We start from the raw sequence: 17,974 nt of genomic DNA, 5'->3' as shown, positions 1-17,974 counted from the left end.
GGCCGGATTCGGCACGCACAACCGTGATCCGCAGGGAAAGCCAGTGATCCGCAGGGAATGCCAGTGATCCGCGGGGAAAGCCGGCGGGAGGCGGCGGGGTGGCCGCATAGGATGGGCGCATGAATCCGCTCGTGGAGGAGGCGTCGAAGAAGGCCGCGATCGCCTGGGTGGCGTTCGGCGGCCCGGCGTACGCCGTCTGGTGCCTCCCGTTGGAGGGCAAGCTCTACGTCATCTCCGGCCCCGGCGAGCAGGATCTGCCCGGTCTCGCCGACGCCTTGAGCACGGAGTCGCGCGCCACCGTCAGCCTTCGGGGTGACCACGGCGGCCGGATCGTGTCGTTCGACGCGGCGATCACGGAGATCCACTCGAACGGCACCGAGTTCGAGACGGTCGCGCCGCAGCTGGCGCAGAAGCGGCTCAACGCGTCGGGGACGACCGAGGAGGTCGTGGCCCGGTGGGCGAGGGACTGCGTCCTCATCTCGCTGGAGGCGCAGGAGACCGTTCAGACGCCCGACGACAGCGAATCCGAGGCTCCCCGACCGGCGACCGTGCTCCGGGCGACCCGCAAGCCGTTCCGGCTGCACCGCGTCAAGAAGAGAGCCAAGAAGAGATAGGCCGCACCGCGTCAAGAAGAGACAGGCCGGACCGACCGCTTCTGGACGACCGTCCCGAGCAGGTGCATCTCGATGACGTCGTAGAGGATCTGCTGGGCGTACGGGTCGCCGTCGGCGAAGTCCTTGCCGTCCGCTCGCGCGATCACGCAGTAGACGAGGAAGTGCCCGCGGTAGTCCCAGCCGAGGTGCGTCGACGCCAGCGCCAGCGGCTTCGCCGCGTTCGTCGGCACGTACCCCTTGAACCGGCCCTGCCGGTTGTCGACGATCTGCTTGATCCGGTCGTACGCCGTCTTCGCCGCGTCGGTCGTGGCCAGGTTGAACACGCCTCCGGTGACGAGGTAGTCCCGCGTCGGTGAGCGCAGGGTCGCCCGGACGACCTGGGAGCAGCCCAGCCCGGCCAGGAGAGCGGCGATCCCGCCGTCGGCCGCGTTCTTGCAGGTGACCTGGTTCTGCGCCCCGATCAGCTGATAGGCGGGTTGCGCCGGGTCGATCGAGAGCTGTCGGCCGGGGAACACCTCGGCGGAGGTGAGCGGCCGCGGGTCGGCTTTGCGCGTACCGATGTCGCGCGGGAGCGCGGTGGGCTTCGGCTCGTTCGCCGTGGCGCGCGTACCGGCTTGCTCGTCGCGCAGGATCTGCCAGCTGCCGAAGCCGCACACCATCAGCAACACGAGCGCGGCCAGCCCGGCCAGGCTCGCCTTGAACCACGCCGTCGGGAACGCGTCCCAGAAACCGAAGGCCGGCGCCCGGTGCGATCGGGGGGCGGGTCGCCGGGCGGCGCGGCGCGTTTCGACTCTCGCCCGAGGGGATGTTTCGGACGAGTGCACCATTCCCATAGAAAGGGAGGATAGAGGATAATACCGATCTTCAGCCCCCGACAAGCCCGCCCATCGGCGTGATGGTGAAATGTGTCGTGACAGGCGAGCACTACTTCACGCCCGCGCCCGGTTCGGTCGCGCGCCCGCGTGAGGTCTCCTTCAGCATCGGCGGGCACGACTACACGCTCGCCGCGTCGACCGGCGTCTTCTCCTCGGACCGGCTCGACCCCGGCACCGCGGTCCTGCTCCGCAAGGCGGACCTGCCCGGCCCCGACACCCGCGGCACCCTGCTCGACCTCGGGTGCGGCTACGGTCCCATCACCGCCGTGCTCGCGACCGTCGCGCCGCTCGCGCAGGTGGTCGCGGTGGACGTCAACGAGCGGGCGCGGGAACTGGCCCGGCGCAATGCCGAGACGCTCGAGCTTGCCCAACGGGTACGCGTACAGGCGCCGGACGAGGTGGGCGACGAGGTCGAGTTCCAGCAGATCTGGTCCAACCCCCCGATTCACGTCGGGAAGTCGGAGCTGCACGGGTTGCTGCTGCGCTGGCTGCCCCGGCTGGCTCCCGACGGAGTGGCCTGGCTCGTCGTCGGGAAGAACCTCGGCGGGGACTCGCTGCAGAAGTGGTTGCAGGACCAAGGCTGGATCGTCGAGCGGCACGCCTCCCAGAAGGGGTTCCGCGTCCTGCGCGTCAGCCGGGACTAACGCGTACGCAGTCGCCGGGTCGCGTCGGCCCGTTCGGCCAGGGCGGACGCGTCCTCGGGATAGCCGACCTCGACCAGGGCCAGCCCATGCGGGGGCACCACCGGCACGTCGTCGGCTCGCTGCGTACGCGTGAGCAGGGTGGCCGGCCACGTCGTGGGCCGCCGCCCGTCCCCAGCCGTGAGCAGGCCGCCCATCAGGCTGCGAACCATGTTCTGGCAGAACGCGTCGGCCTGCACGGTGGCGACCAGGATGCCGTCGGGATCCCGCCGCCAATCCAGCCGGGTGATCCGCCGGATCGTCGTGGCGTTCTCCTTGCGCCGGCAGTACGCCGCGAAGTCGTGCTCACCGAGGAGCCCTTCGGCAGCCTCGTTCAGCCGGTCGAGATCGAGCCGTCGCGGCCAGGCCAGCGTGTCGCGGCGACGCAGCGGCTCGGCGCCGAACGGGGCATCGGTCACCCGGTACTCGTATCGGCGGTACAGCGCCGAGAACCGGGCGTCGAACTCCGGCGGCGCCTCCTGCGCTGTGCGTACCCGCAGATCGAGCGGGAGAAGCCCGGACAGCCGCCGGACCAGGGTCTCGCGCACCGCGGACCAGATGTCACCCGGGAGGTCGACGTGCGCGACCTGGCCGGTGGCGTGGACGCCGGCATCGGTGCGACCGGCGACTGTGAGCCCGGTCGCGGTGCCCGCGCCGAGGATCCGATCAAGCTCGGCCATGAGCACGCCCGCGACGGTACGCCGATCCGGCTGGACGGCCCAGCCGGAGAAGTCGGTGCCGTCATAGGAGAGGTCGAGCCGGATCCGCGTCATCTTGCCCCTCTGTCCGCCAGGACACGCAGCGAGCCGGCACCTTCGACAGATGCCGGCTCGCTGACGGGATGTGCTTACTTCTTGTCGTCGGCCTCGGCCTCGATCGCCTCGACCTCGGCGGCGGTGTCCTCGTCGGACACGTTCGCGGTGTCGTCGGCGTCGTCGGCCTTGCTCGCGACGGCCGGGGTCTCCTCGTCGGTGTCACCCGCGAGCGCCGCGACCACATCGGCCTTGGCGGCCTTCCGCTTCTCGGTCTTCGCGTTCGCGGTGGTGGCCACCTCGAGTTCCTCGACCAGTTCGATGATCGCCATCGGCGCGGCGTCGCCGCGGCGCGGGCCGATCTTCACGATGCGGGTGTAGCCGCCCGGCCGGTTCACGTAGCGCGGCGCGATCTGCTCGAAGAGCTCCACGAAGGTGTCCTTCTCGCGGATGACGCGACGGACGCGACGGCGGGCCGCCAGGTCGTCACGCTTGGCGAAGGTCACCAGACGCTCGGCGATCGGCCGGAGCCGCTTCGCCTTGGTCTCCGTGGTGGTGATCCGGCCGTGCTTGAACAGCGAAGTCGCCAGGTTGGCGAGCATCAGCCGCTCGTGCGCGGGGCTGCCGCCGAGGCGGGGGCCCTTGGTGGGCGTGGGCATGGTTCTGCTCCCTGTGTGGTGGCGGCAGCGGGTTACAGCTGCTCGGTCTCGCGGTAGTCGTCGACGTCGGTGTCCGAGTCGGCGTCGTCATAGTCGGCGTCGCCGTAGGAGTCGACGACGTTCGCCGGGTCGAAGCTGGGCGCCGAGTCCTTCAGGCCCAGGCCCATTCCGGCCAGCTTCATCTTGACCTCGTCGATCGACTTCTGCCCGAAATTCCTTATATCGAGGAGGTCGGCCTCGGTACGCCCGATCAGCTCACCGACGGTGTTGATCCCCTCGCGCTTGAGGCAGTTGTACGAGCGAACGGTGAGGTCCAGCTCCTCGATCGGCAGCGCCAGGTCGGCAGCGAGCTGCGCGTCCTGCGGCGACGGGCCGATGTCGATGCCCTCGGCGGTCTCGTCCAGCTCCCGGCACAGCCCGAACAGCTCGACCAGGGTCGAGCCGGCCGACGCCAGCGCGGTACGCGGAGAGATCGAGGCCTTGGTCTCGACGTCGATGATCAGGCGGTCGAAGTCCGTGCGCTGCTCGACACGGGTGGCTTCGACACGGTAGGTCACCTTGAGCACGGGCGAGTAGATCGAGTCGACCGGAATCCGGCCGATCTCGGCGCCACCCTGCTTGTTCTGCGCCGCGGTGACGTAGCCCCGGCCGCGCTCGACCGTCAGCTCCATGTCCAGCCGGCCCTTGCTGTTGAGCGTCGCCAGCTTCAGGTCCGGGTTGTGCACCGAGACACCGGCCGGGGGCTGGATGTCACCGGCGGTCACGTCGCCCGGGCCCTGCTTGCGCAGGTACATGCTGACCGGCTCGTCGTGCTCGGAGCTGACCGACAGCTCCTTGACGTTCATGACGAGCTCGACCACGTCCTCCTTGACCCCGGGGATCGTGGTGAACTCGTGCAGGACACCGTCGACCTTGATGCTCGTCACGGCAGCGCCGGGGATCGAGCTGAGCAGGGTACGACGGAGCGAGTTGCCGAGCGTGTAGCCGAAGCCCGGCTCCAGCGGCTCGATGGTGAACCGGGAGCGAACCTCGCTGATCGACTCTTCGGTAAGAGTCGGCCGCTGCGTGATGAGCACTTCGTGTCTCTTCTCTTTCAGGAGCGCCCGCTATATGACGCTCGCCGTGAGTGACCGGCGCGCCCTTTCGGACGCGCCGGCCGGAGCCCTTACTTGGAGTAGAGCTCGACGATGAGCTGCTCCTGGACCTGGGTGTCGATGGCACCCCGGGCCGGAAGCGAGTGAACCAGGATCTTGAGCTGGCTGGGGATCGCCTCGAGCCACGCCGGAACGGTGCGGCTGCCCGCCTCGCCCTGCGCGACCTGGAACGGGGTCAGCTCCTTCGACTTCGTCCGGACCTCGACGATGTCGTGGTCCGAGACGCGGTACGACGGGATGTCGACCTTCTTGCCGTTCACCGTGAAGTGACCGTGCTTGACCAGCTGACGGGCGTGGTCGCGGGACTTGGCGTAGCCAGCCCGGTAGACCACGTTGTCCAGCCGCGACTCGAGAATCTGCAGCAGCACCTCACCGGTCTTGCCAGCCTTGCGGTTGGCCTCCTCGTAGTAGGTGCGGAACTGCTTCTCCAGCACGCCGTAGATCCGGCGGGCCTTCTGCTTCTCACGCAGCTGGAGCAGGTATTCGGTGTCCTTGGTGCGGCCGCGACCGTGCTGCCCGGGCGGGAACGGCCGGGACTCGAACGGGCACTTCGGCCCGTCGCACTTGCTGCCCTTCAGGAACAGCTTGGTCTTCTCGCGACGGCAGCGGCGGCAGTCGGCGCCGGTGTAACGAGCCATCTTCCTCTATCTCCCCTTAGACCCGACGACGCTTCGGCGGACGGCATCCGTTGTGCGGCTGCGGCGTGACGTCGGAGATGACCCCGACCTCAAGACCAGCGGCGGTCAGCGAACGGATGGCGGTCTCGCGGCCCGAACCCGGGCCCTTGACGAACACGTCGACCTTGCGCATGCCGTGCTCCATGGCGCGGCGGGCAGCGGCCTCGGCGGCCAGCTGCGCGGCGAACGGCGTCGACTTCCGGGAGCCCTTGAATCCGACCTGGCCGGCGGAGGCCCAGGAGATCACAGCACCGGTCGGGTCCGTGATGGACACGATGGTGTTGTTGAAGGTGCTCTTGATGTGCGCCTGCCCGTGGGAGACGTTCTTGCGTTCCTTACGCCGGACCTTCTTGACGGGTGTCCCGGCGCGTGCCTTCGGCGGCATAGTTCTATGCGCTCCTTCTCGATCCAGCTACTACTTCTTGCCGGGCTTCTTCTTGCCCGCGACAGTCCGCTTCGGACCCTTGCGCGTACGCGCGTTGGTCCGCGTGCGCTGACCACGGACGGGCAGGCCCTTGCGGTGCCGGATGCCCGCGTAGCAGCCGATCTCCACCTTGCGGCGGATGTCAGCGGCGACCTCGCGGCGCAGGTCGCCCTCTACCTTGAAATTGGCTTCGATGTGATCACGAAGCTGAACGACCTCTTCGTCGGTGAGGTCCCTCGCCCGCTTGTTGGGGTCGATACCGGTGGCCGCGAGCGTCTGAGCCGCTCGCGTACGGCCAACGCCGAAGATGTAGGTCAGCGCGATCTCCATGCGCTTCTCGCGCGGGAGGTCGACGCCCAGAAGACGTGCCATGTGTGGGCTAGCTCCTCGTGGATGTGGCGGAGGTCTGTACCCGGCCCCTTCCCCACCTGCCCGGATGGGGCCCCGGCCTCCGACCGGGGGTCAGCCACGAGAGTTTCCCCGATGGGGACGTCCCCGCGGCCGGGACGAGCTATTCGGACGTGCGTGATCTGCGGACGCGTTCAGCGCCGGGGCTCAGCCCTGGCGCTGCTTGTGGCGCGGGTCGTCACAGATGACCATGACCCGGCCGTGCCGGCGGATGACGCGGCACTTGTTGCAGATCTTCTTGACGCTCGGCTTGACCTTCACGGTTCGCCTTTACTCCGGTTTTGGACACGGACATGCGTCCGATGTCGGTGTGCTGTTGCTACTTGTAGCGGTAGACGATCCGGCCCCGCGTGAGGTCATAGGGCGACAGCTCTACGACCACCCGGTCTTCGGGCAGGATGCGGATGTAGTGCTGGCGCATCTTTCCGCTGATGTGGGCCAAGACCTTGTGACCATTGGCCAGCTCCACCCGGAACATTGCGTTCGGGAGTGGCTCGATGACCCGGCCCTCGATCTCGATGGCCCCGTCCTTCTTCGGCATGTCCTCCGCTACCTGACATCGGCTGCATTGATTGGCTCACGTTGTCCTCGCGCAGGTGGCCCGGGAACCCGGGTCGCCGGCACGCCAGCCGCGGCACTGTCATCCGCCGGAGCATTGGCAGGCATGACAGAGGGGACGCGGTGCGCCGTTGAGCCAGTCTACGCGGCCATATGCATCGACGCCAAATCAGGGTCCGCCGCACCCGCGGTCGGGCGCGTCACAACCGGCGCGTCGTGATCTCCGTTACGCCACGCCGGTACGCAGCGGAGGTACGCAGCGGAGTTACACGGCGGACGCGGTGACCAGATCGCCGAGGCGGTCGCGCCCGCCGTCCTCCGCGGTGAACACCCAGACGCCGTCCTCGTAGAGGCCGATCGAGTGCTCGACATGGGCGGCGTACGAGCCGTCGACGCTCACCACCGTCCAGCCGTCGCCCAGTTCAAGCGTACGCGGAGAGCCCATCGTGATCATCGGCTCGATCGCCAGCGCCATCCCTGGCACGAGGAACGGACCCTTGCCGGGTCGGCCGTGGTTGAGGATGTGCGGATCCTGGTGCATCTCGGTGCCGATGCCGTGGCCGCCGTAGCCGTCGACGATGCCGTAGCGCCGCCGCGTTCCGGTCACCCGGCCGACGAGGGCCGACTTCTCGCCCCGGATCGAGGCCTGGATCGCGTACGAGATGTCGGTGAGCCGGCCGCGGCCGGACCGCACCCCGCGGGCGGTGGCGGCGATCCCCGCCCACATCGCGTCCTCCGCGACCGCGGCCATCCGCGTCAGCTCCGGCGCGGCCGCACCGACCCCGACGGTGACCGCCGAGTCGCCGTGCCAGCCGTCCAGGATCGCGCCGCAGTCGATGGAGATCAGATCACCGTCGGCCAGCACCTGGCCACCGGACGGGATGCCGTGCACGATCTGCTCGTTGACCGAGGCGCAGATCGAGGCGGGGAAACCCTGGTAGCCCTTGAACGACGGGATCGCACCGGCGTCCCGGATGACCTTCTCGGCGATCGCGTCGAGATCGGCGGTGGAGATCCCCGGCCGCACGGCCTCGCGCATCGCGGCCAGGGCCGCGGCCACGACCAGACCGGCCTGCCGCATCTTCGCGAGCTGGGCCGGCGTTTTGACCTGAATGTCGAGCTGGTGACGCATTAGACCAGACTAAGTCAGTCCCGGAGGGCACATCCTCGGGGCGGGCGGATAGCGGCGTCAGCCACCGTAGGAGCGCAGGGCGTCGATCGCGCGCGCGGTGACGTCCTCCACCGGGCCGGTGGCGTCGATGCCCACCAGCTTGTTCTGGGCGCCGTAGTAGTCCGCCAGCGGTGCGGTGTCACGCTCGTAGACGCGCAGCCGCTCCGCGATCGTCTCCGGCTTGTCGTCGTCGCGCTGGTACAACGAACCGTTGCACCGGTCGCAGACGCCCTCCTTGGTGGGCGGGTCGAACTCGACGTGCCAGATCTTGCCGCAGTTGTGGCAGGTACGCCGCCCGGACAGCCGCCGGATCACCTCGTCGTTGTCGACGACGAGTTCCAGCACCAGGTCGAGCGCCGCACCGGCGTCGGCGAGCATCTTGTCGAGCGCGGTCGCCTGCGGCACCGTACGCGGAAAGCCGTCGAGCAGGAAACCGTCGGCGGCGTCGGGCTCGGCCAACCGGTCCCGCACCATGTTGATGGTGACCTCGTCCGGGACGAGCCCGCCGGAATCCATGTACCGCTTGGCTTCCAGCCCCAGCGGCGTGCCCTGGGACACGTTCGCCCGGAAGATGTCGCCGGTGGAGATCTTGGGCACGGAGAGGGTCGAGGCGATGAACTCCGCCTGCGTACCCTTCCCCGCGCCCGGCGGGCCGACGAGAACCAGCCTCATCGCAGGAAGCCTTCGTAGTTCCGCTGCATGAGCTGGCTTTCGATCTGCTTGACCGTCTCCAGGCCGACGCCGACCATGATCAGTACCGCGGTGCCACCGAACGGGAAGTTCTGGTAGCTGCTGCCGCCGAGCCACATGAAGAAGAAGTTCGGCAGGACCGCGATGATGCCCAGGTAGAGGGCGCCCGGCAGGGTGATCCGGGTCAGGATGAAGTCCAGGTAGTCGGCGGTGGGCTTGCCCGGCCGGATGCCCTGCACGAACCCGCCGTACTTCTTCATGTTGTCGGCCACCTCAGTCGGGTTGAAGGTGATCGACACGTAGAAGTAGGTGAAGAAGATGATCAGCAGGAAGTAGGTCAGGATGTAGACCCAGTCGCTCGGGTTGGCCAGGTGCCGGTCGACCCACGTCCAGACCTTGCCCGGGTCGTCGCTCTTGGTGAACTGGAGCGCCAACTGCGGCAGGTAGAGCAGGGACGAGCCGAAGATGACCGGGATGACGCCGGCCTGGTTGACCTTGAGCGGGATGTAGGTCGAGGTACCGCCGTACATACGCCGGCCGACCATGCGCTTGGCGTACTGCACGGGGATCCGGCGTTGCGCCTGCTCGATGTAGACCACGGCGGCGATGATCGCGACGACCAGGACCAGTACGCCGACGAACCAGTACGCGCCCTTGGACTTGTAGATCTGCCAGCCCTCGGCGGGAAGCCGGGCGGCGATCGAGGTGAAGATCAGGACGGACATGCCGTTGCCGATCCCGCGGTCGGTGATCAGCTCGCCCAGCCACATGATGACGCCGGTACCGGCGGTCATCGTGATCACGAGCGAGGCCAGGGTCAGCCACTGCGGGATCGCGGTCTGCGGGATGATCTCGACGCCGGCCGGGCAGGCGTTGCCGAACAGCTGGCCGGACTTGCCGAGCGCGACGAACGCGGACGACTGCAGGACGGCCAGACCCAGGGTCAGGTACCGGGTGTACTGCGTGATCTTCGCCTGGCCGGACTGGCCTTCCTTGCGCAGCTGCTCGAGCCGCGGGATCACGACGGTCAGCAGCTGCAGGATGATCGACGCGGTGATGTAGGGCATGATGCCCAGCGCGAACACCGACAGCGAGAGCAGCGCTCCGCCGGAGAAGAGGTTCAGCAGGCTGAAGATCCCGTTGGTGTCCCCCGCCTGTGCGTTCTTGATGCACTCCTGGACGTTGCCGTAGGAGACGCCGGGGCTGGGAATGGTGGCACCGAGCCGGTAAAGCGCGATGATGGCCGCCGTGAACAGCAGCTTCTTGCGCAGGTCAGGCGTCTTGAACGCACTGAGAAACGCGGAGAGCAACTCTATCCTCCTGCGCGAGGCGACCTTTTCGGGGTCGGTGGCGGGGGCGTGACGGGATGGCTACGGGACGAATCCCATAGCTGGGTTTGGACTGTAACAGTCCAAGGGTGGTTCTGCTCAGGGGTGTCGACACATTATTTGCCTCAGTGCCCCTGGACCTGTGCTAAAAGCAAGGCGCCGACTGCCGGCTCCACAGAAGGAAGCAGCAGCCGGCGCCCTGATTGCCCGTGCGTAACAGCTCGATGGCTTGCCACCGAGCCTGCCTGGCTTACAGCTCGGTGGCGGTGCCACCCGCGGCGGCGATCTTCTCCTTGGCGGACGCGCTGAACGCGTGCGCCGAGATCTGGAGAGCGATGCCGCCGAGGTCGCCGGTGCCGAGCACCTTGACCGGCTGGCCCTTGCGGACCGCACCGGCCTCGGCCAGCTCCTGCGGGCCGACCTGGCCGCCGTTCGGGAACAGCTCGGCCAGCCGGTCCAGGTTCACGACCTGGAAGACGACCTTGAACTTGTTCTTGAAGCCCTTCAGCTTCGGCAGGCGCATGTGGATGGGCATCTGCCCACCCTCGAACGCCGCCGAGACCTGGTAACGGGCCTTCGTACCCTTCGTACCGCGACCGGCGGTCTTACCCTTGGAGCCCTCACCGCGACCGACACGGGTCTTCGCGGTCTTGGCGCCGGCTGCCGGACGGAGGTGGTGGACCTTGATCGTCATCAGTCGACCTCCTCAACCTTGACCAGGTGGTTCACCGCGAAGATCATCCCGCGAATCTCGGGACGGTCCTCCTTGACGACCACATCGTTGATCCGCTTCAGGCCGAGCGAACGCAGAGACTCGCGCTGGTTGAACTTGGCGCCGATCTCGGACCGGACCTGCGTAACCTTCAGCCGCGCCATCACGCACCCGCTCCCGCGCGCAGTGCCAGCATGCGAGCCGGGGCCACGTCCTCGACCGGCAGACCGCGGCGAGCGGCGACAGCCTCAGGCGACTCCAGCATCCGCAGCGCCTTCACGGCGGCGTGGACGATGTTGATCGGATTGGACGAGCCGAGGCTCTTGGAGAGCACGTCGTGGATGCCGGCGCACTCCAGCACGGCACGCACCGGGCCACCGGCGATGACACCGGTACCAGCGCTCGCCGGCTTCAGCAGGACGACGCCCGCGGCGTCCTCGCCCAGCACCGGGTGCGGGATGGACGAACCGATCCGCGGCACCTTGAAGAAGTGCTTCTTGGCCTCCTCGACACCCTTGGCGATCGCCGCGGGCACCTCCTTGGCCTTGCCATAGCCGACGCCGACCGTGCCGTCGCCGTCGCCCACCACGACCAGCGCGGTGAAGCTGAACCGACGACCGCCCTTGACGACCTTCGCGACGCGGTTGATCGTGACGACCCGCTCGATGTGCGGGGTCTTCTCGACCGGCGCGCGGTCCCGGCCGCCGTCGCGACGGTCGCCGCGACCGCGACGCTGACCGTCGCCGGACTCGTTGCTGTTACCGGACCCGGAGCCCCGGCGCTGTGGACCTGCCATTATTCGATCCACTCCTTCCTAGAACTCGAGCCCGCCGCTGCGGGCCGCGTCTGCCAGAGCCGCAATACGGCCGGCGTAGCGGTTGCCGCCACGGTCGAACACAACCTTGCTGATGCCCGCAGCCTTGGCGCGCTCGGCCACCAGAGCGCCCACCTTCGTGGCGAGGTCGCTCTTGGTGCCCTCGGCGCCCCGGATCGAGGCGTCCATGGAAGAGGCCGACACGAGGGTGTGACCCTTGATGTCGTCCACGATCTGCACGGTGATCTGCCGCAGGCTGCGGGTGACCACCAGACGCGGCCGCTCCGCCGTTCCGCTGAGGTTCTTGCGGATCCGGAAGTGCCGGCGCGCCTTGCCGACGGCGCGCTGAGCCGCGACGCCGCTGCGGCGCTTGAGGAGCTGGGCGCTCACTTCTTACCTGCCTTTCCAGCCTTGCGGCGGATGACCTCGTCCGTGTACTTGACACCCTTGCCCTTGTAGGGCTCCGGCGGACGGATCTTCCTGATCTTCGCGGAGACCTCGCCGACCAGCTGCTTGTCGATACCCGACACGTGGAACAGCGTCGGCCGCTCCACCGTGAAGGTGATGCCCGCGGGGGCGGCCACCAACACCGGGTGCGAGAAGCCCAGGGCGAACTCGAGGTCCGAGCCCTTGGCGGTGACGCGGTAACCCGTGCCGTTGATCTCCAGGCTCTTGCGGTAGCCCTCGGTGACGCCGACGATCATGTTGGCGACCAGGGTACGCGAGAGTCCGTGCAGCTCCTTGGCGCGGCGCTCGTCGTTCGGGCGGCTGATGAGCACCTCGCCGCTCTCACTGCGCTCGGCAGTGATCGGCTCGGCGAGGGTGTGCTCGAGAGCGCCCTTGGGGCCCTTGACCTTGACGGTCGGGCCATCGATGGTGATGTCGACCCCGGTCGGGACCGGGATCGCCTTACGTCCGATTCGCGACATTGCAGACCTTCCTCACCAGACGTAGGCGAGGACTTCCCCGCCCACCCCTCGCTTGCGGGCCTGCCGATCGGTGAGCAGTCCCTGGGACGTCGAGATGATCGCCACGCCCAAGCCGCCGAGCACCTTGGGGAGCTCCTGCGAACGGGCGTAGACCCGAAGGCCGGGCTTGGAGACCCGGCGGATGCCGGCGAGGCTGCGCTCACGGCTCGGGCCGTACTTGAGGTCGACCGTCAGCGTCTTGCCGACAGCCCCCTCCTCGGGCTCCTCAACCGCCCAGGCGGAGATGTAGCCCTCGGCCTTGAGGACCTCGGCGATGTTCGCCTTGATCTTCGAGTAGGGCATCTGCACCCGGTCGTGATACGCCTGGTTGGCGTTACGCAGACGCGTCAGCATGTCTGCGATTGGGTCGGTCATCGTCATGGTTTGTCTTAACCTCTCTCGCCGCGGTTCCGCCGGCTGCCGGACGATCCCGGCCGGGGCCTACGGCGAAGCAAGTATTCGGTCGCCAACGGCCCCTTGAGGCCGCTGGAGATGTGATCGTTTACCACGAAGCCTTCGACACGCCGGGCAGCTCGCCACGGTGCGCCATCTCCCGGATGCAGACCCGGCAGAGACCGAACTTCCGGTAGACGGACTTCGGCCGACCACACCGCTGGCAGCGGGTGTAGGCACGCACGGCGAACTTCGGCTTCGCGGCCGCCTTGATGATCAGCGCCTTCTTGGCCATATCAGTTCTCCTTGAACGGGAAGCCCAGCAGCTTCAGCAGCGCCCGGCCCTCATCGTCGGTCGTGGCGCTGGTCACCAGGGTGATGTCCATGCCCCGAACCGAGTCGATCCGGTCCTGGTCGATCTCGTGGAAGACCGACTGCTCGGTCAGACCGAACGTGTAGTTGCCGTGCCCGTCGAGCTTGCGCCCGTCCAGACCGCGGAAGTCACGGATACGCGGCAGGGCGATCGCCAGCAGCCGGTCCAGGAACTCCCACATGCGGTCGCCGCGCAGGGTCACCTTCGCGCCGATCGGCATACCCTCGCGCAGCTTGAACTGCGCGATGGACTTGGTCGCCTTCCGGATCTGCGGCTTCTGGCCGGTGATGGCCGTCAGGTCGCGAACCGCACCGTCGATCTTCTTGGCGTCGCGGGCGGCCTCGCCCACACCCATGTTCACGACGATCTTGGTCAGCCCCGGAACCTGCATCGGGTTGGCGTACTGGAACTGCTCACGCAGCGCCGGCACGATCTGCTCCCGGTACTTGGTCTTCAAGCGGGGAAGGGTCTTCTCAACAGTCGCCGTCGACATCACAGCTCCTTGCCGCTGCGGCGGGAGATACGGACCTTGCTGCCGTTCTCGTCGATCTTGTAACCCACCCGGGTCGGCTTCCCATCCTCCAGGTACGCGACCTTCGAGATGTGGATCGGCGCTTCCTGAGTGACGATGCCGCCGCTCTTCGCGCCCCGCTGGGTGGTGCGGATCTTGGTGTGCTTCTTGATCCGGTTGACGCCCTCGACCAGGACCTTCTCGATCCTCGGGTAGGCCGCGATGACCTTGCCCTCGATGCCCTTGTCCTTGCCGGAGATCACCACTACGGTGTCGCCCTTCTTGATCTTCATGATCAGAGCACCTCCGGGGCGAGCGAAATAATCTTCATGAACCGCTTGTCCCGCAGCTCCCGGCCGACCGGGCCGAAGATGCGGGTACCGCGCGGGTCGCCACCGTCCTTGATGATGACAGCGGCGTTCTCGTCGAACTTGATGTACGAGCCGTCGGGCCGGCGCTTCTCCTTGGCCGTCCGGACGATGACCGCCTTGACGACATCGCCCTTCTTCACCCCGGCGCCCGGGATGGCGTCCTTGACGGTGGCCACGATGACGTCGCCGATGCTCGCGTAGCGCCGACCCGAACCACCGAGAACGCGGATGCACAGAATCTCCCGGGCACCCGTGTTGTCGGCGACTCGCAGTCGCGACTCCTGCTGGATCACGTCAACTCCTGTATGTCTGCCAGTTCTCCGGAGTACCGAAGCTTGGCGGAACTCGTCCCCACCCCGCGGAACCGGGCGAACCGGCCCCGCGGAGCGTGGGCTGTCTTATTTGCCGGGGGAAGCCCAGCCGTCACTTGGCCTTCTCGAGGATCTCCACGACCCGCCACCGCTTGGTGGCGGACAGCGGACGAGTCTCCATCAGGAGCACCCGGTCACCGATGCCGCACGCGTTCTGCTCGTCGTGCGCCTTCAGCTTGCTGGCACGGCGCAGAACCTTGCCGTACAGCGGGTGCTTGACCCGGTCCTCGACCTCGACGACCACGGTCTTGTCCATCTTGTCGCTGACCACCAGGCCCTCGCGCACCTTACGCGAGGTCCGCTCGGCGGCCTTCTCGTTGGTCTCACTCATGTTGATTACGCCACCTCAGTCGGCGCGGCTGAGAGCCCCAGCTCGCGCTCACGCATGATCGTGTAGATCCGGGCGATGTCCTTGCGGATGACCTGCAGCCGCCGGTTGTTGTCCAGCTGCCCGGTCGCACCCTGCACGCGGAGGTTGAACAGCTCCGCCTTGGCCTCCCGCAGCTTCGTGACCAACTCCTCGCCGGAGAGTTCACGCAGCTCGGCCGACTTCGTGCCCGCCGCCATCACATTTCACCCACTTCACGCGTCACGATGCGGCACTTCATCGGGAGCTTGTGGATCGCGCGACGCATCGCCTCACGCGCGATCGCCTCGTTCGGGAACTGCATCTCGAAGAGAATGCGGCCCGGCTTGACGTTCGCGACCCACCACTCCGGCGAGCCCTTACCGGAACCCATCCGGGTCTCGGCGGGCTTCTTGGTCAGGGCCTGGTCCGGGTAGACCGTGATCCAGACCTTGCCACCACGACGAATGTGACGGGTCATCGCGATACGCGCCGACTCGATCTGGCGGTTCGTGACGTACGCCGACTCGAGCGCCTGGATGCCGAACTCGCCGAACACCACCCGGTTGCCGCCCTTCGACGCGCCATGGCGGTCGGGGTGGTGCGGCTTGCGGAAGCCCTTTGGGGGCTTGCGCGGCATCAGCATTGATCAGCCCTCCTGCGTCTGCACCGGCGCGGCCTCGGGAGCCGCCTCGGTGGTGTTCTCGGTACCGGCGGCAGCCGCGGCGGCCGCCCGGCCGGCCTCGGTGCCACCCGCGGTGGTGCCGGACGAGCCCGACCGGGTGCGGCGCGGCCGCTCCGGACGATCGGCCCGCTCACGACGCGGGCGCTGCGCGCCGGCGTCGGCCAGGGCCTCACGGCCCGGGACGGCGTCACCCTTGTAGATCCAAACCTTCACGCCGATGCGGCCGAAGGTCGTACGCGCCTCGAAGAAGCCGTACTCGATGTTGGCCCGCAGCGTGTGCAGCGGGACCCGGCCCTCGCGGTAGAACTCCGTGCGGCTCATCTCGGCGCCGCCCAGGCGGCCCGAGACCTGCACCCGGATGCCCCGCACGAGCGGGTTCTTCATCGCCGACTGCATCGACTTGCGCATCGCCCGACGGAAGCTGACCCGGCTGGACAGCTGCTCGGCGACGCCCTGCGCCACGAGCTGCGCGTCCGACTCGGGATTCTTCACCTCGAGGATGTTCAGCTGGACCTGCTTGCCGGTGAGCTTCTCCAGCTCACCGCGCAGGCGCTCGGCCTCCGCACCCTTCCGGCCGATGACGATGCCCGGCCGGGCGGTGTGGATGTCGACGCGCACCTTGTCGCGGGTCCGCTCGATGTCGACCTTGGAGATGCCGGCGCGCTCGAGGCCCTTCGACATCATCTTCCGGATCTTGACATCCTCGCCGATGTAGTCCTTGTACAGCTTGTCGGCGTACCAGCGGGACTTCCAGTCGGTCGAGATGCCGAGCCGGAAGCCGGTCGGGTGAACTTTCTGACCCATTACTCGGTCTCCTCCTGCTCGGCGGTCTCGGCCTGGGCGGGCGCGGCCTTCGCCGGCGTCGCCTTCGCGGCCGCTGCCTTCTTCGCGGCCCGAGCCGGCGTACGCGGAGCGACGGCCTCCACCTCGATGGTGATGTGGCACGTGCGCTTGCGGATGCGGTACGCCCGGCCCTGCGCCCGCGGCCGGAACCGCTTCAGCGTCGGGCCCTCGTCCACGTACGCGGCGCTGACCAGGAGCGCGTCCGGGTCCAGCCGCTCGTTGTTCTCCGCGTTCGCGATGGCACTGGCGAGCACCTTGTACACGGGCTCACTGGCCGCCTGCGGCGCGAACTGCAGCACCGTGAGAGCCTCCTTCGCGGGCAGACCGCGGACGAGGTTCACCACACGGCGCGCCTTGGTGGCGGACAGGCGCACGTGGCGGGCTACAGCCCGGGCACCGGGCGCCTGCGCGTCCTGGGTAGGCATTTCGTGTTTCCCCTTGATCCTCAACGGTCCACCGTCAGCGACGGCGGCTCTTCCGGTCGTCCTTCTCGTGACCCTTGAACGTGCGGGTCAGCGCGAACTCGCCGAGCTTGTGCCCGACCATCGCTTCGCTCACGAAGACCGGGACGTGCTTGCGTCCGTCGTGCACCGCGATCGTGTGCCCGAGCATCTCGGGGATGATCGTGGAACGCCGCGACCAGGTCTTGATGACGTTCTTGGAGCCCTTCTCGTTCTGAACTTCCACCTTCTTGAGCAGGTGGTCGTCGATGAACGGGCCCTTCTTCAGGCTGCGAGGCATCTTCTATCTCCCTCAGCCGCGCTTGCGGTTCGCGTAGCGGCGGCGAACGATCAGCCGGTCACTCGGCTGGCCCTTACGACGGGTGCGGCCCTCGGGCTTACCCTGCGGGTTCACCGGGTGGCGACCACCGGAGGTCTTGCCCTCACCACCACCGTGCGGGTGGTCGACCGGGTTCATGGCGACACCACGGACGGTCGGGCGCTTGCCCTTCCAGCGCATGCGGCCGGCCTTGCCCCAGTTGATGTTGGACTGCTCGGCGTTGCCGATCTCGCCAACCGTGGCGCGGCAGCGGACGTCCACCTTGCGGATTTCGCCGGACGGCATACGCAGCGTGGCGTAGTCCTCCTCGCGACCCAGCAGCTGGATGCCGGTGCCCGCCGAACGGGCCAGCTTCGAGCCACCGCCCGGACGCAGCTCCACGTTGTGCACCGTGGTGCCGACCGGGATGTTGCGCAGCGGCAGGTTGTTGCCCGGCTTGATGTCCGCGCCGGTGCCCGACTCGACCGCGTCGCCCTGCTTCAGGTCCTTCGGCGCCAGGATGTAGCGCTTCTCGCCGTCGGCGTAGTGCAGCAGCGCGATCCGCGCGGTCCGGTTCGGGTCGTACTCGATGTGCGCGACCTTGGCGGGGATGCCGTCCTTGTCCGCCCGCTTGAAGTCGATCAGACGGTACTGGCGCTTGTGACCGCCGCCCTGGTGCCGGGTGGTGATCCGGCCGTGGACGTTGCGGCCGCCCTTCTTGGGCAGCGGCACGACGAGCGACTTCTCCGGGGTAGACCGGGTGATCTCCGCGAAGTCGGCGACACTCGAGCCTCGGCGGCCCGGCGTCGTCGGCTTGTACTTACGAATAGCCATTGTC

At 67.9% G+C, this 17,974-nt stretch carries 31 protein-coding genes; 2 read left to right on the top strand and 29 right to left on the bottom strand.

Annotated elements, in window-relative coordinates:
• Positions 1-119 precede the first annotated feature (119 nt).
• Positions 120-614, top strand: a complete 495-nt coding sequence (locus tag AB0M47_RS14860) for a hypothetical protein (RefSeq protein WP_363412996.1) — start codon at positions 120-122, stop codon at positions 612-614.
• Positions 615-625: 11 nt separating this feature from the next.
• Here AB0M47_RS14860 and AB0M47_RS14855 read toward each other — a convergent pair whose 3' ends face one another.
• Positions 626-1,447 (bottom strand): hypothetical protein, encoded by an 822-nt coding sequence (locus AB0M47_RS14855; protein WP_363412994.1) that lies wholly within the window; start codon positions 1,445-1,447, stop codon positions 626-628.
• A gap of 77 nt (positions 1,448-1,524) precedes the next feature.
• Here AB0M47_RS14855 and AB0M47_RS14850 point away from each other — a divergent pair, with 77 nt between their 5' ends.
• A complete protein-coding gene (locus AB0M47_RS14850; RefSeq protein WP_363412992.1) occupies positions 1,525-2,133 on the top strand; it encodes a methyltransferase in 609 nt (202 codons plus the stop codon).
• Here the strand turns inward: AB0M47_RS14850 and truA are convergent.
• From truA to rplB, 28 genes are all read right to left on the bottom strand, one after another.
• Positions 2,130-2,942 (bottom strand): tRNA pseudouridine(38-40) synthase TruA, encoded by an 813-nt coding sequence (gene truA, locus AB0M47_RS14845; RefSeq protein WP_363412990.1) that lies wholly within the window; start codon positions 2,940-2,942, stop codon positions 2,130-2,132. The two genes, AB0M47_RS14850 and truA, sit on opposite strands and share 4 nt — an antisense overlap.
• 74 nt (positions 2,943-3,016) lie before the next feature.
• Positions 3,017-3,580 (bottom strand): 50S ribosomal protein L17, encoded by a 564-nt coding sequence (gene rplQ, locus AB0M47_RS14840; RefSeq protein WP_253758268.1) that lies wholly within the window; start codon positions 3,578-3,580, stop codon positions 3,017-3,019.
• A gap of 32 nt (positions 3,581-3,612) precedes the next feature.
• Positions 3,613-4,656 carry a DNA-directed RNA polymerase subunit alpha gene (locus AB0M47_RS14835; RefSeq protein WP_253758270.1) on the bottom strand — a complete coding sequence of 348 codons (1,044 nt, stop codon included), beginning with the start codon at positions 4,654-4,656 and terminating at the stop codon, positions 3,613-3,615.
• A gap of 89 nt (positions 4,657-4,745) precedes the next feature.
• Positions 4,746-5,372: a 30S ribosomal protein S4 gene (gene rpsD / locus AB0M47_RS14830; protein ID WP_253758272.1), complete on the bottom strand. Its 627-nt coding sequence runs from the start codon at positions 5,370-5,372 to the stop codon at positions 4,746-4,748.
• 16 nt (positions 5,373-5,388) lie between these two features.
• Positions 5,389-5,796: a 30S ribosomal protein S11 gene (gene rpsK, locus AB0M47_RS14825; RefSeq protein ID WP_253758274.1), complete on the bottom strand. Its 408-nt coding sequence runs from the start codon at positions 5,794-5,796 to the stop codon at positions 5,389-5,391.
• Positions 5,797-5,826: 30 nt separating this feature from the next.
• Positions 5,827-6,207: a 30S ribosomal protein S13 gene (rpsM, locus tag AB0M47_RS14820; protein ID WP_363412987.1), complete on the bottom strand. Its 381-nt coding sequence runs from the start codon at positions 6,205-6,207 to the stop codon at positions 5,827-5,829.
• A 183-nt stretch (positions 6,208-6,390) separates the two neighbouring features.
• Positions 6,391-6,504: a 50S ribosomal protein L36 gene (gene rpmJ, locus AB0M47_RS14815; RefSeq protein ID WP_197006680.1), complete on the bottom strand. Its 114-nt coding sequence runs from the start codon at positions 6,502-6,504 to the stop codon at positions 6,391-6,393.
• A 58-nt stretch (positions 6,505-6,562) separates the two neighbouring features.
• Positions 6,563-6,784, bottom strand: a complete 222-nt coding sequence (gene infA, locus AB0M47_RS14810; protein ID WP_007073013.1) for a translation initiation factor IF-1 — start codon at positions 6,782-6,784, stop codon at positions 6,563-6,565.
• 282 nt (positions 6,785-7,066) lie between these two features.
• Positions 7,067-7,933 carry a type I methionyl aminopeptidase gene (gene map, locus AB0M47_RS14805; RefSeq protein WP_363412984.1) on the bottom strand — a complete coding sequence of 289 codons (867 nt, stop codon included), beginning with the start codon at positions 7,931-7,933 and terminating at the stop codon, positions 7,067-7,069.
• 57 nt (positions 7,934-7,990) lie between these two features.
• Positions 7,991-8,644 (bottom strand): adenylate kinase, encoded by a 654-nt coding sequence (locus AB0M47_RS14800; protein ID WP_363412982.1) that lies wholly within the window; start codon positions 8,642-8,644, stop codon positions 7,991-7,993.
• Complete coding sequence (gene secY / locus AB0M47_RS14795) at positions 8,641-9,972, bottom strand: preprotein translocase subunit SecY (RefSeq protein WP_253758282.1); 1,332 nt, start codon at positions 9,970-9,972, stop codon at positions 8,641-8,643. The genes AB0M47_RS14800 and secY overlap by 4 nt, the downstream gene beginning before the upstream one ends.
• A 268-nt stretch (positions 9,973-10,240) precedes the next feature.
• Positions 10,241-10,684, bottom strand: coding sequence for a 50S ribosomal protein L15 (gene rplO / locus AB0M47_RS14790; RefSeq protein WP_253758284.1), 444 nt, complete (start codon positions 10,682-10,684; stop codon positions 10,241-10,243).
• Entirely contained in the window at positions 10,684-10,866 is a 183-nt protein-coding gene (gene rpmD, locus AB0M47_RS14785; RefSeq protein WP_363413058.1) for a 50S ribosomal protein L30, read from the bottom strand. The genes rplO and rpmD overlap by 1 nt, the downstream gene beginning before the upstream one ends.
• On the bottom strand, positions 10,866-11,498 hold the full coding sequence (gene rpsE / locus AB0M47_RS14780; protein WP_253758289.1) for a 30S ribosomal protein S5: 633 nt from the start codon (positions 11,496-11,498) through the stop codon (positions 10,866-10,868). Before rpsE ends, rpmD begins: the two co-directional genes overlap by 1 nt.
• A gap of 18 nt (positions 11,499-11,516) precedes the next feature.
• A complete protein-coding gene (gene rplR / locus AB0M47_RS14775; protein WP_253758291.1) occupies positions 11,517-11,906 on the bottom strand; it encodes a 50S ribosomal protein L18 in 390 nt (129 codons plus the stop codon).
• Positions 11,903-12,445: a 50S ribosomal protein L6 gene (gene rplF / locus AB0M47_RS14770; protein WP_363412979.1), complete on the bottom strand. Its 543-nt coding sequence runs from the start codon at positions 12,443-12,445 to the stop codon at positions 11,903-11,905. The genes rplR and rplF overlap by 4 nt, the downstream gene beginning before the upstream one ends.
• Before the next feature lie 12 nt (positions 12,446-12,457).
• Positions 12,458-12,865: a 30S ribosomal protein S8 gene (gene rpsH, locus AB0M47_RS14765; RefSeq protein WP_253758295.1), complete on the bottom strand. Its 408-nt coding sequence runs from the start codon at positions 12,863-12,865 to the stop codon at positions 12,458-12,460.
• A 121-nt stretch (positions 12,866-12,986) separates the two neighbouring features.
• The gene (locus AB0M47_RS14760; RefSeq protein ID WP_253758297.1) at positions 12,987-13,172 is read right to left on the bottom strand and encodes a type Z 30S ribosomal protein S14; all 186 of its coding nucleotides are present in this window, start codon (positions 13,170-13,172) and stop codon (positions 12,987-12,989) included.
• 1 nt (position 13,173) lies between these two features.
• Complete coding sequence (gene rplE / locus AB0M47_RS14755; protein WP_253758299.1) at positions 13,174-13,743, bottom strand: 50S ribosomal protein L5; 570 nt, start codon at positions 13,741-13,743, stop codon at positions 13,174-13,176.
• Positions 13,743-14,060: a 50S ribosomal protein L24 gene (rplX, locus tag AB0M47_RS14750; protein WP_363413056.1), complete on the bottom strand. Its 318-nt coding sequence runs from the start codon at positions 14,058-14,060 to the stop codon at positions 13,743-13,745. Before rplX ends, rplE begins: the two co-directional genes overlap by 1 nt.
• The gene (gene rplN / locus AB0M47_RS14745) at positions 14,057-14,425 is read right to left on the bottom strand and encodes a 50S ribosomal protein L14 (RefSeq protein ID WP_253758301.1); all 369 of its coding nucleotides are present in this window, start codon (positions 14,423-14,425) and stop codon (positions 14,057-14,059) included. The genes rplX and rplN overlap by 4 nt, the downstream gene beginning before the upstream one ends.
• Positions 14,426-14,555: 130 nt before the next feature.
• Positions 14,556-14,834 carry a 30S ribosomal protein S17 gene (gene rpsQ / locus AB0M47_RS14740; protein WP_253758303.1) on the bottom strand — a complete coding sequence of 93 codons (279 nt, stop codon included), beginning with the start codon at positions 14,832-14,834 and terminating at the stop codon, positions 14,556-14,558.
• Positions 14,835-14,839: 5 nt separating this feature from the next.
• Positions 14,840-15,070 carry a 50S ribosomal protein L29 gene (rpmC, locus tag AB0M47_RS14735; protein WP_253758305.1) on the bottom strand — a complete coding sequence of 77 codons (231 nt, stop codon included), beginning with the start codon at positions 15,068-15,070 and terminating at the stop codon, positions 14,840-14,842.
• Positions 15,070-15,495, bottom strand: coding sequence for a 50S ribosomal protein L16 (gene rplP / locus AB0M47_RS14730; RefSeq protein WP_363412975.1), 426 nt, complete (start codon positions 15,493-15,495; stop codon positions 15,070-15,072). Before rplP ends, rpmC begins: the two co-directional genes overlap by 1 nt.
• A gap of 3 nt (positions 15,496-15,498) precedes the next feature.
• Positions 15,499-16,338 (bottom strand): 30S ribosomal protein S3, encoded by an 840-nt coding sequence (rpsC, locus tag AB0M47_RS14725; protein ID WP_253758309.1) that lies wholly within the window; start codon positions 16,336-16,338, stop codon positions 15,499-15,501.
• Positions 16,338-16,802, bottom strand: a complete 465-nt coding sequence (rplV, locus tag AB0M47_RS14720) for a 50S ribosomal protein L22 (protein WP_360005105.1) — start codon at positions 16,800-16,802, stop codon at positions 16,338-16,340. Before rplV ends, rpsC begins: the two co-directional genes overlap by 1 nt.
• A gap of 34 nt (positions 16,803-16,836) precedes the next feature.
• Positions 16,837-17,118 carry a 30S ribosomal protein S19 gene (gene rpsS, locus AB0M47_RS14715; protein ID WP_344170711.1) on the bottom strand — a complete coding sequence of 94 codons (282 nt, stop codon included), beginning with the start codon at positions 17,116-17,118 and terminating at the stop codon, positions 16,837-16,839.
• 12 nt (positions 17,119-17,130) lie between these two features.
• On the bottom strand, positions 17,131-17,970 hold the full coding sequence (rplB, locus tag AB0M47_RS14710) for a 50S ribosomal protein L2 (protein ID WP_253758315.1): 840 nt from the start codon (positions 17,968-17,970) through the stop codon (positions 17,131-17,133).
• Positions 17,971-17,974: the final 4 nt, after the last annotated feature.

Source organism: Hamadaea sp. NPDC051192 (assembly GCF_040682475.1).
GTDB classification, from domain to species: Bacteria; Actinomycetota; Actinomycetes; order Mycobacteriales; family Micromonosporaceae; genus Hamadaea; species Hamadaea flava.
This window is presented reverse-complemented; position numbering and strand designations above follow the sequence as displayed.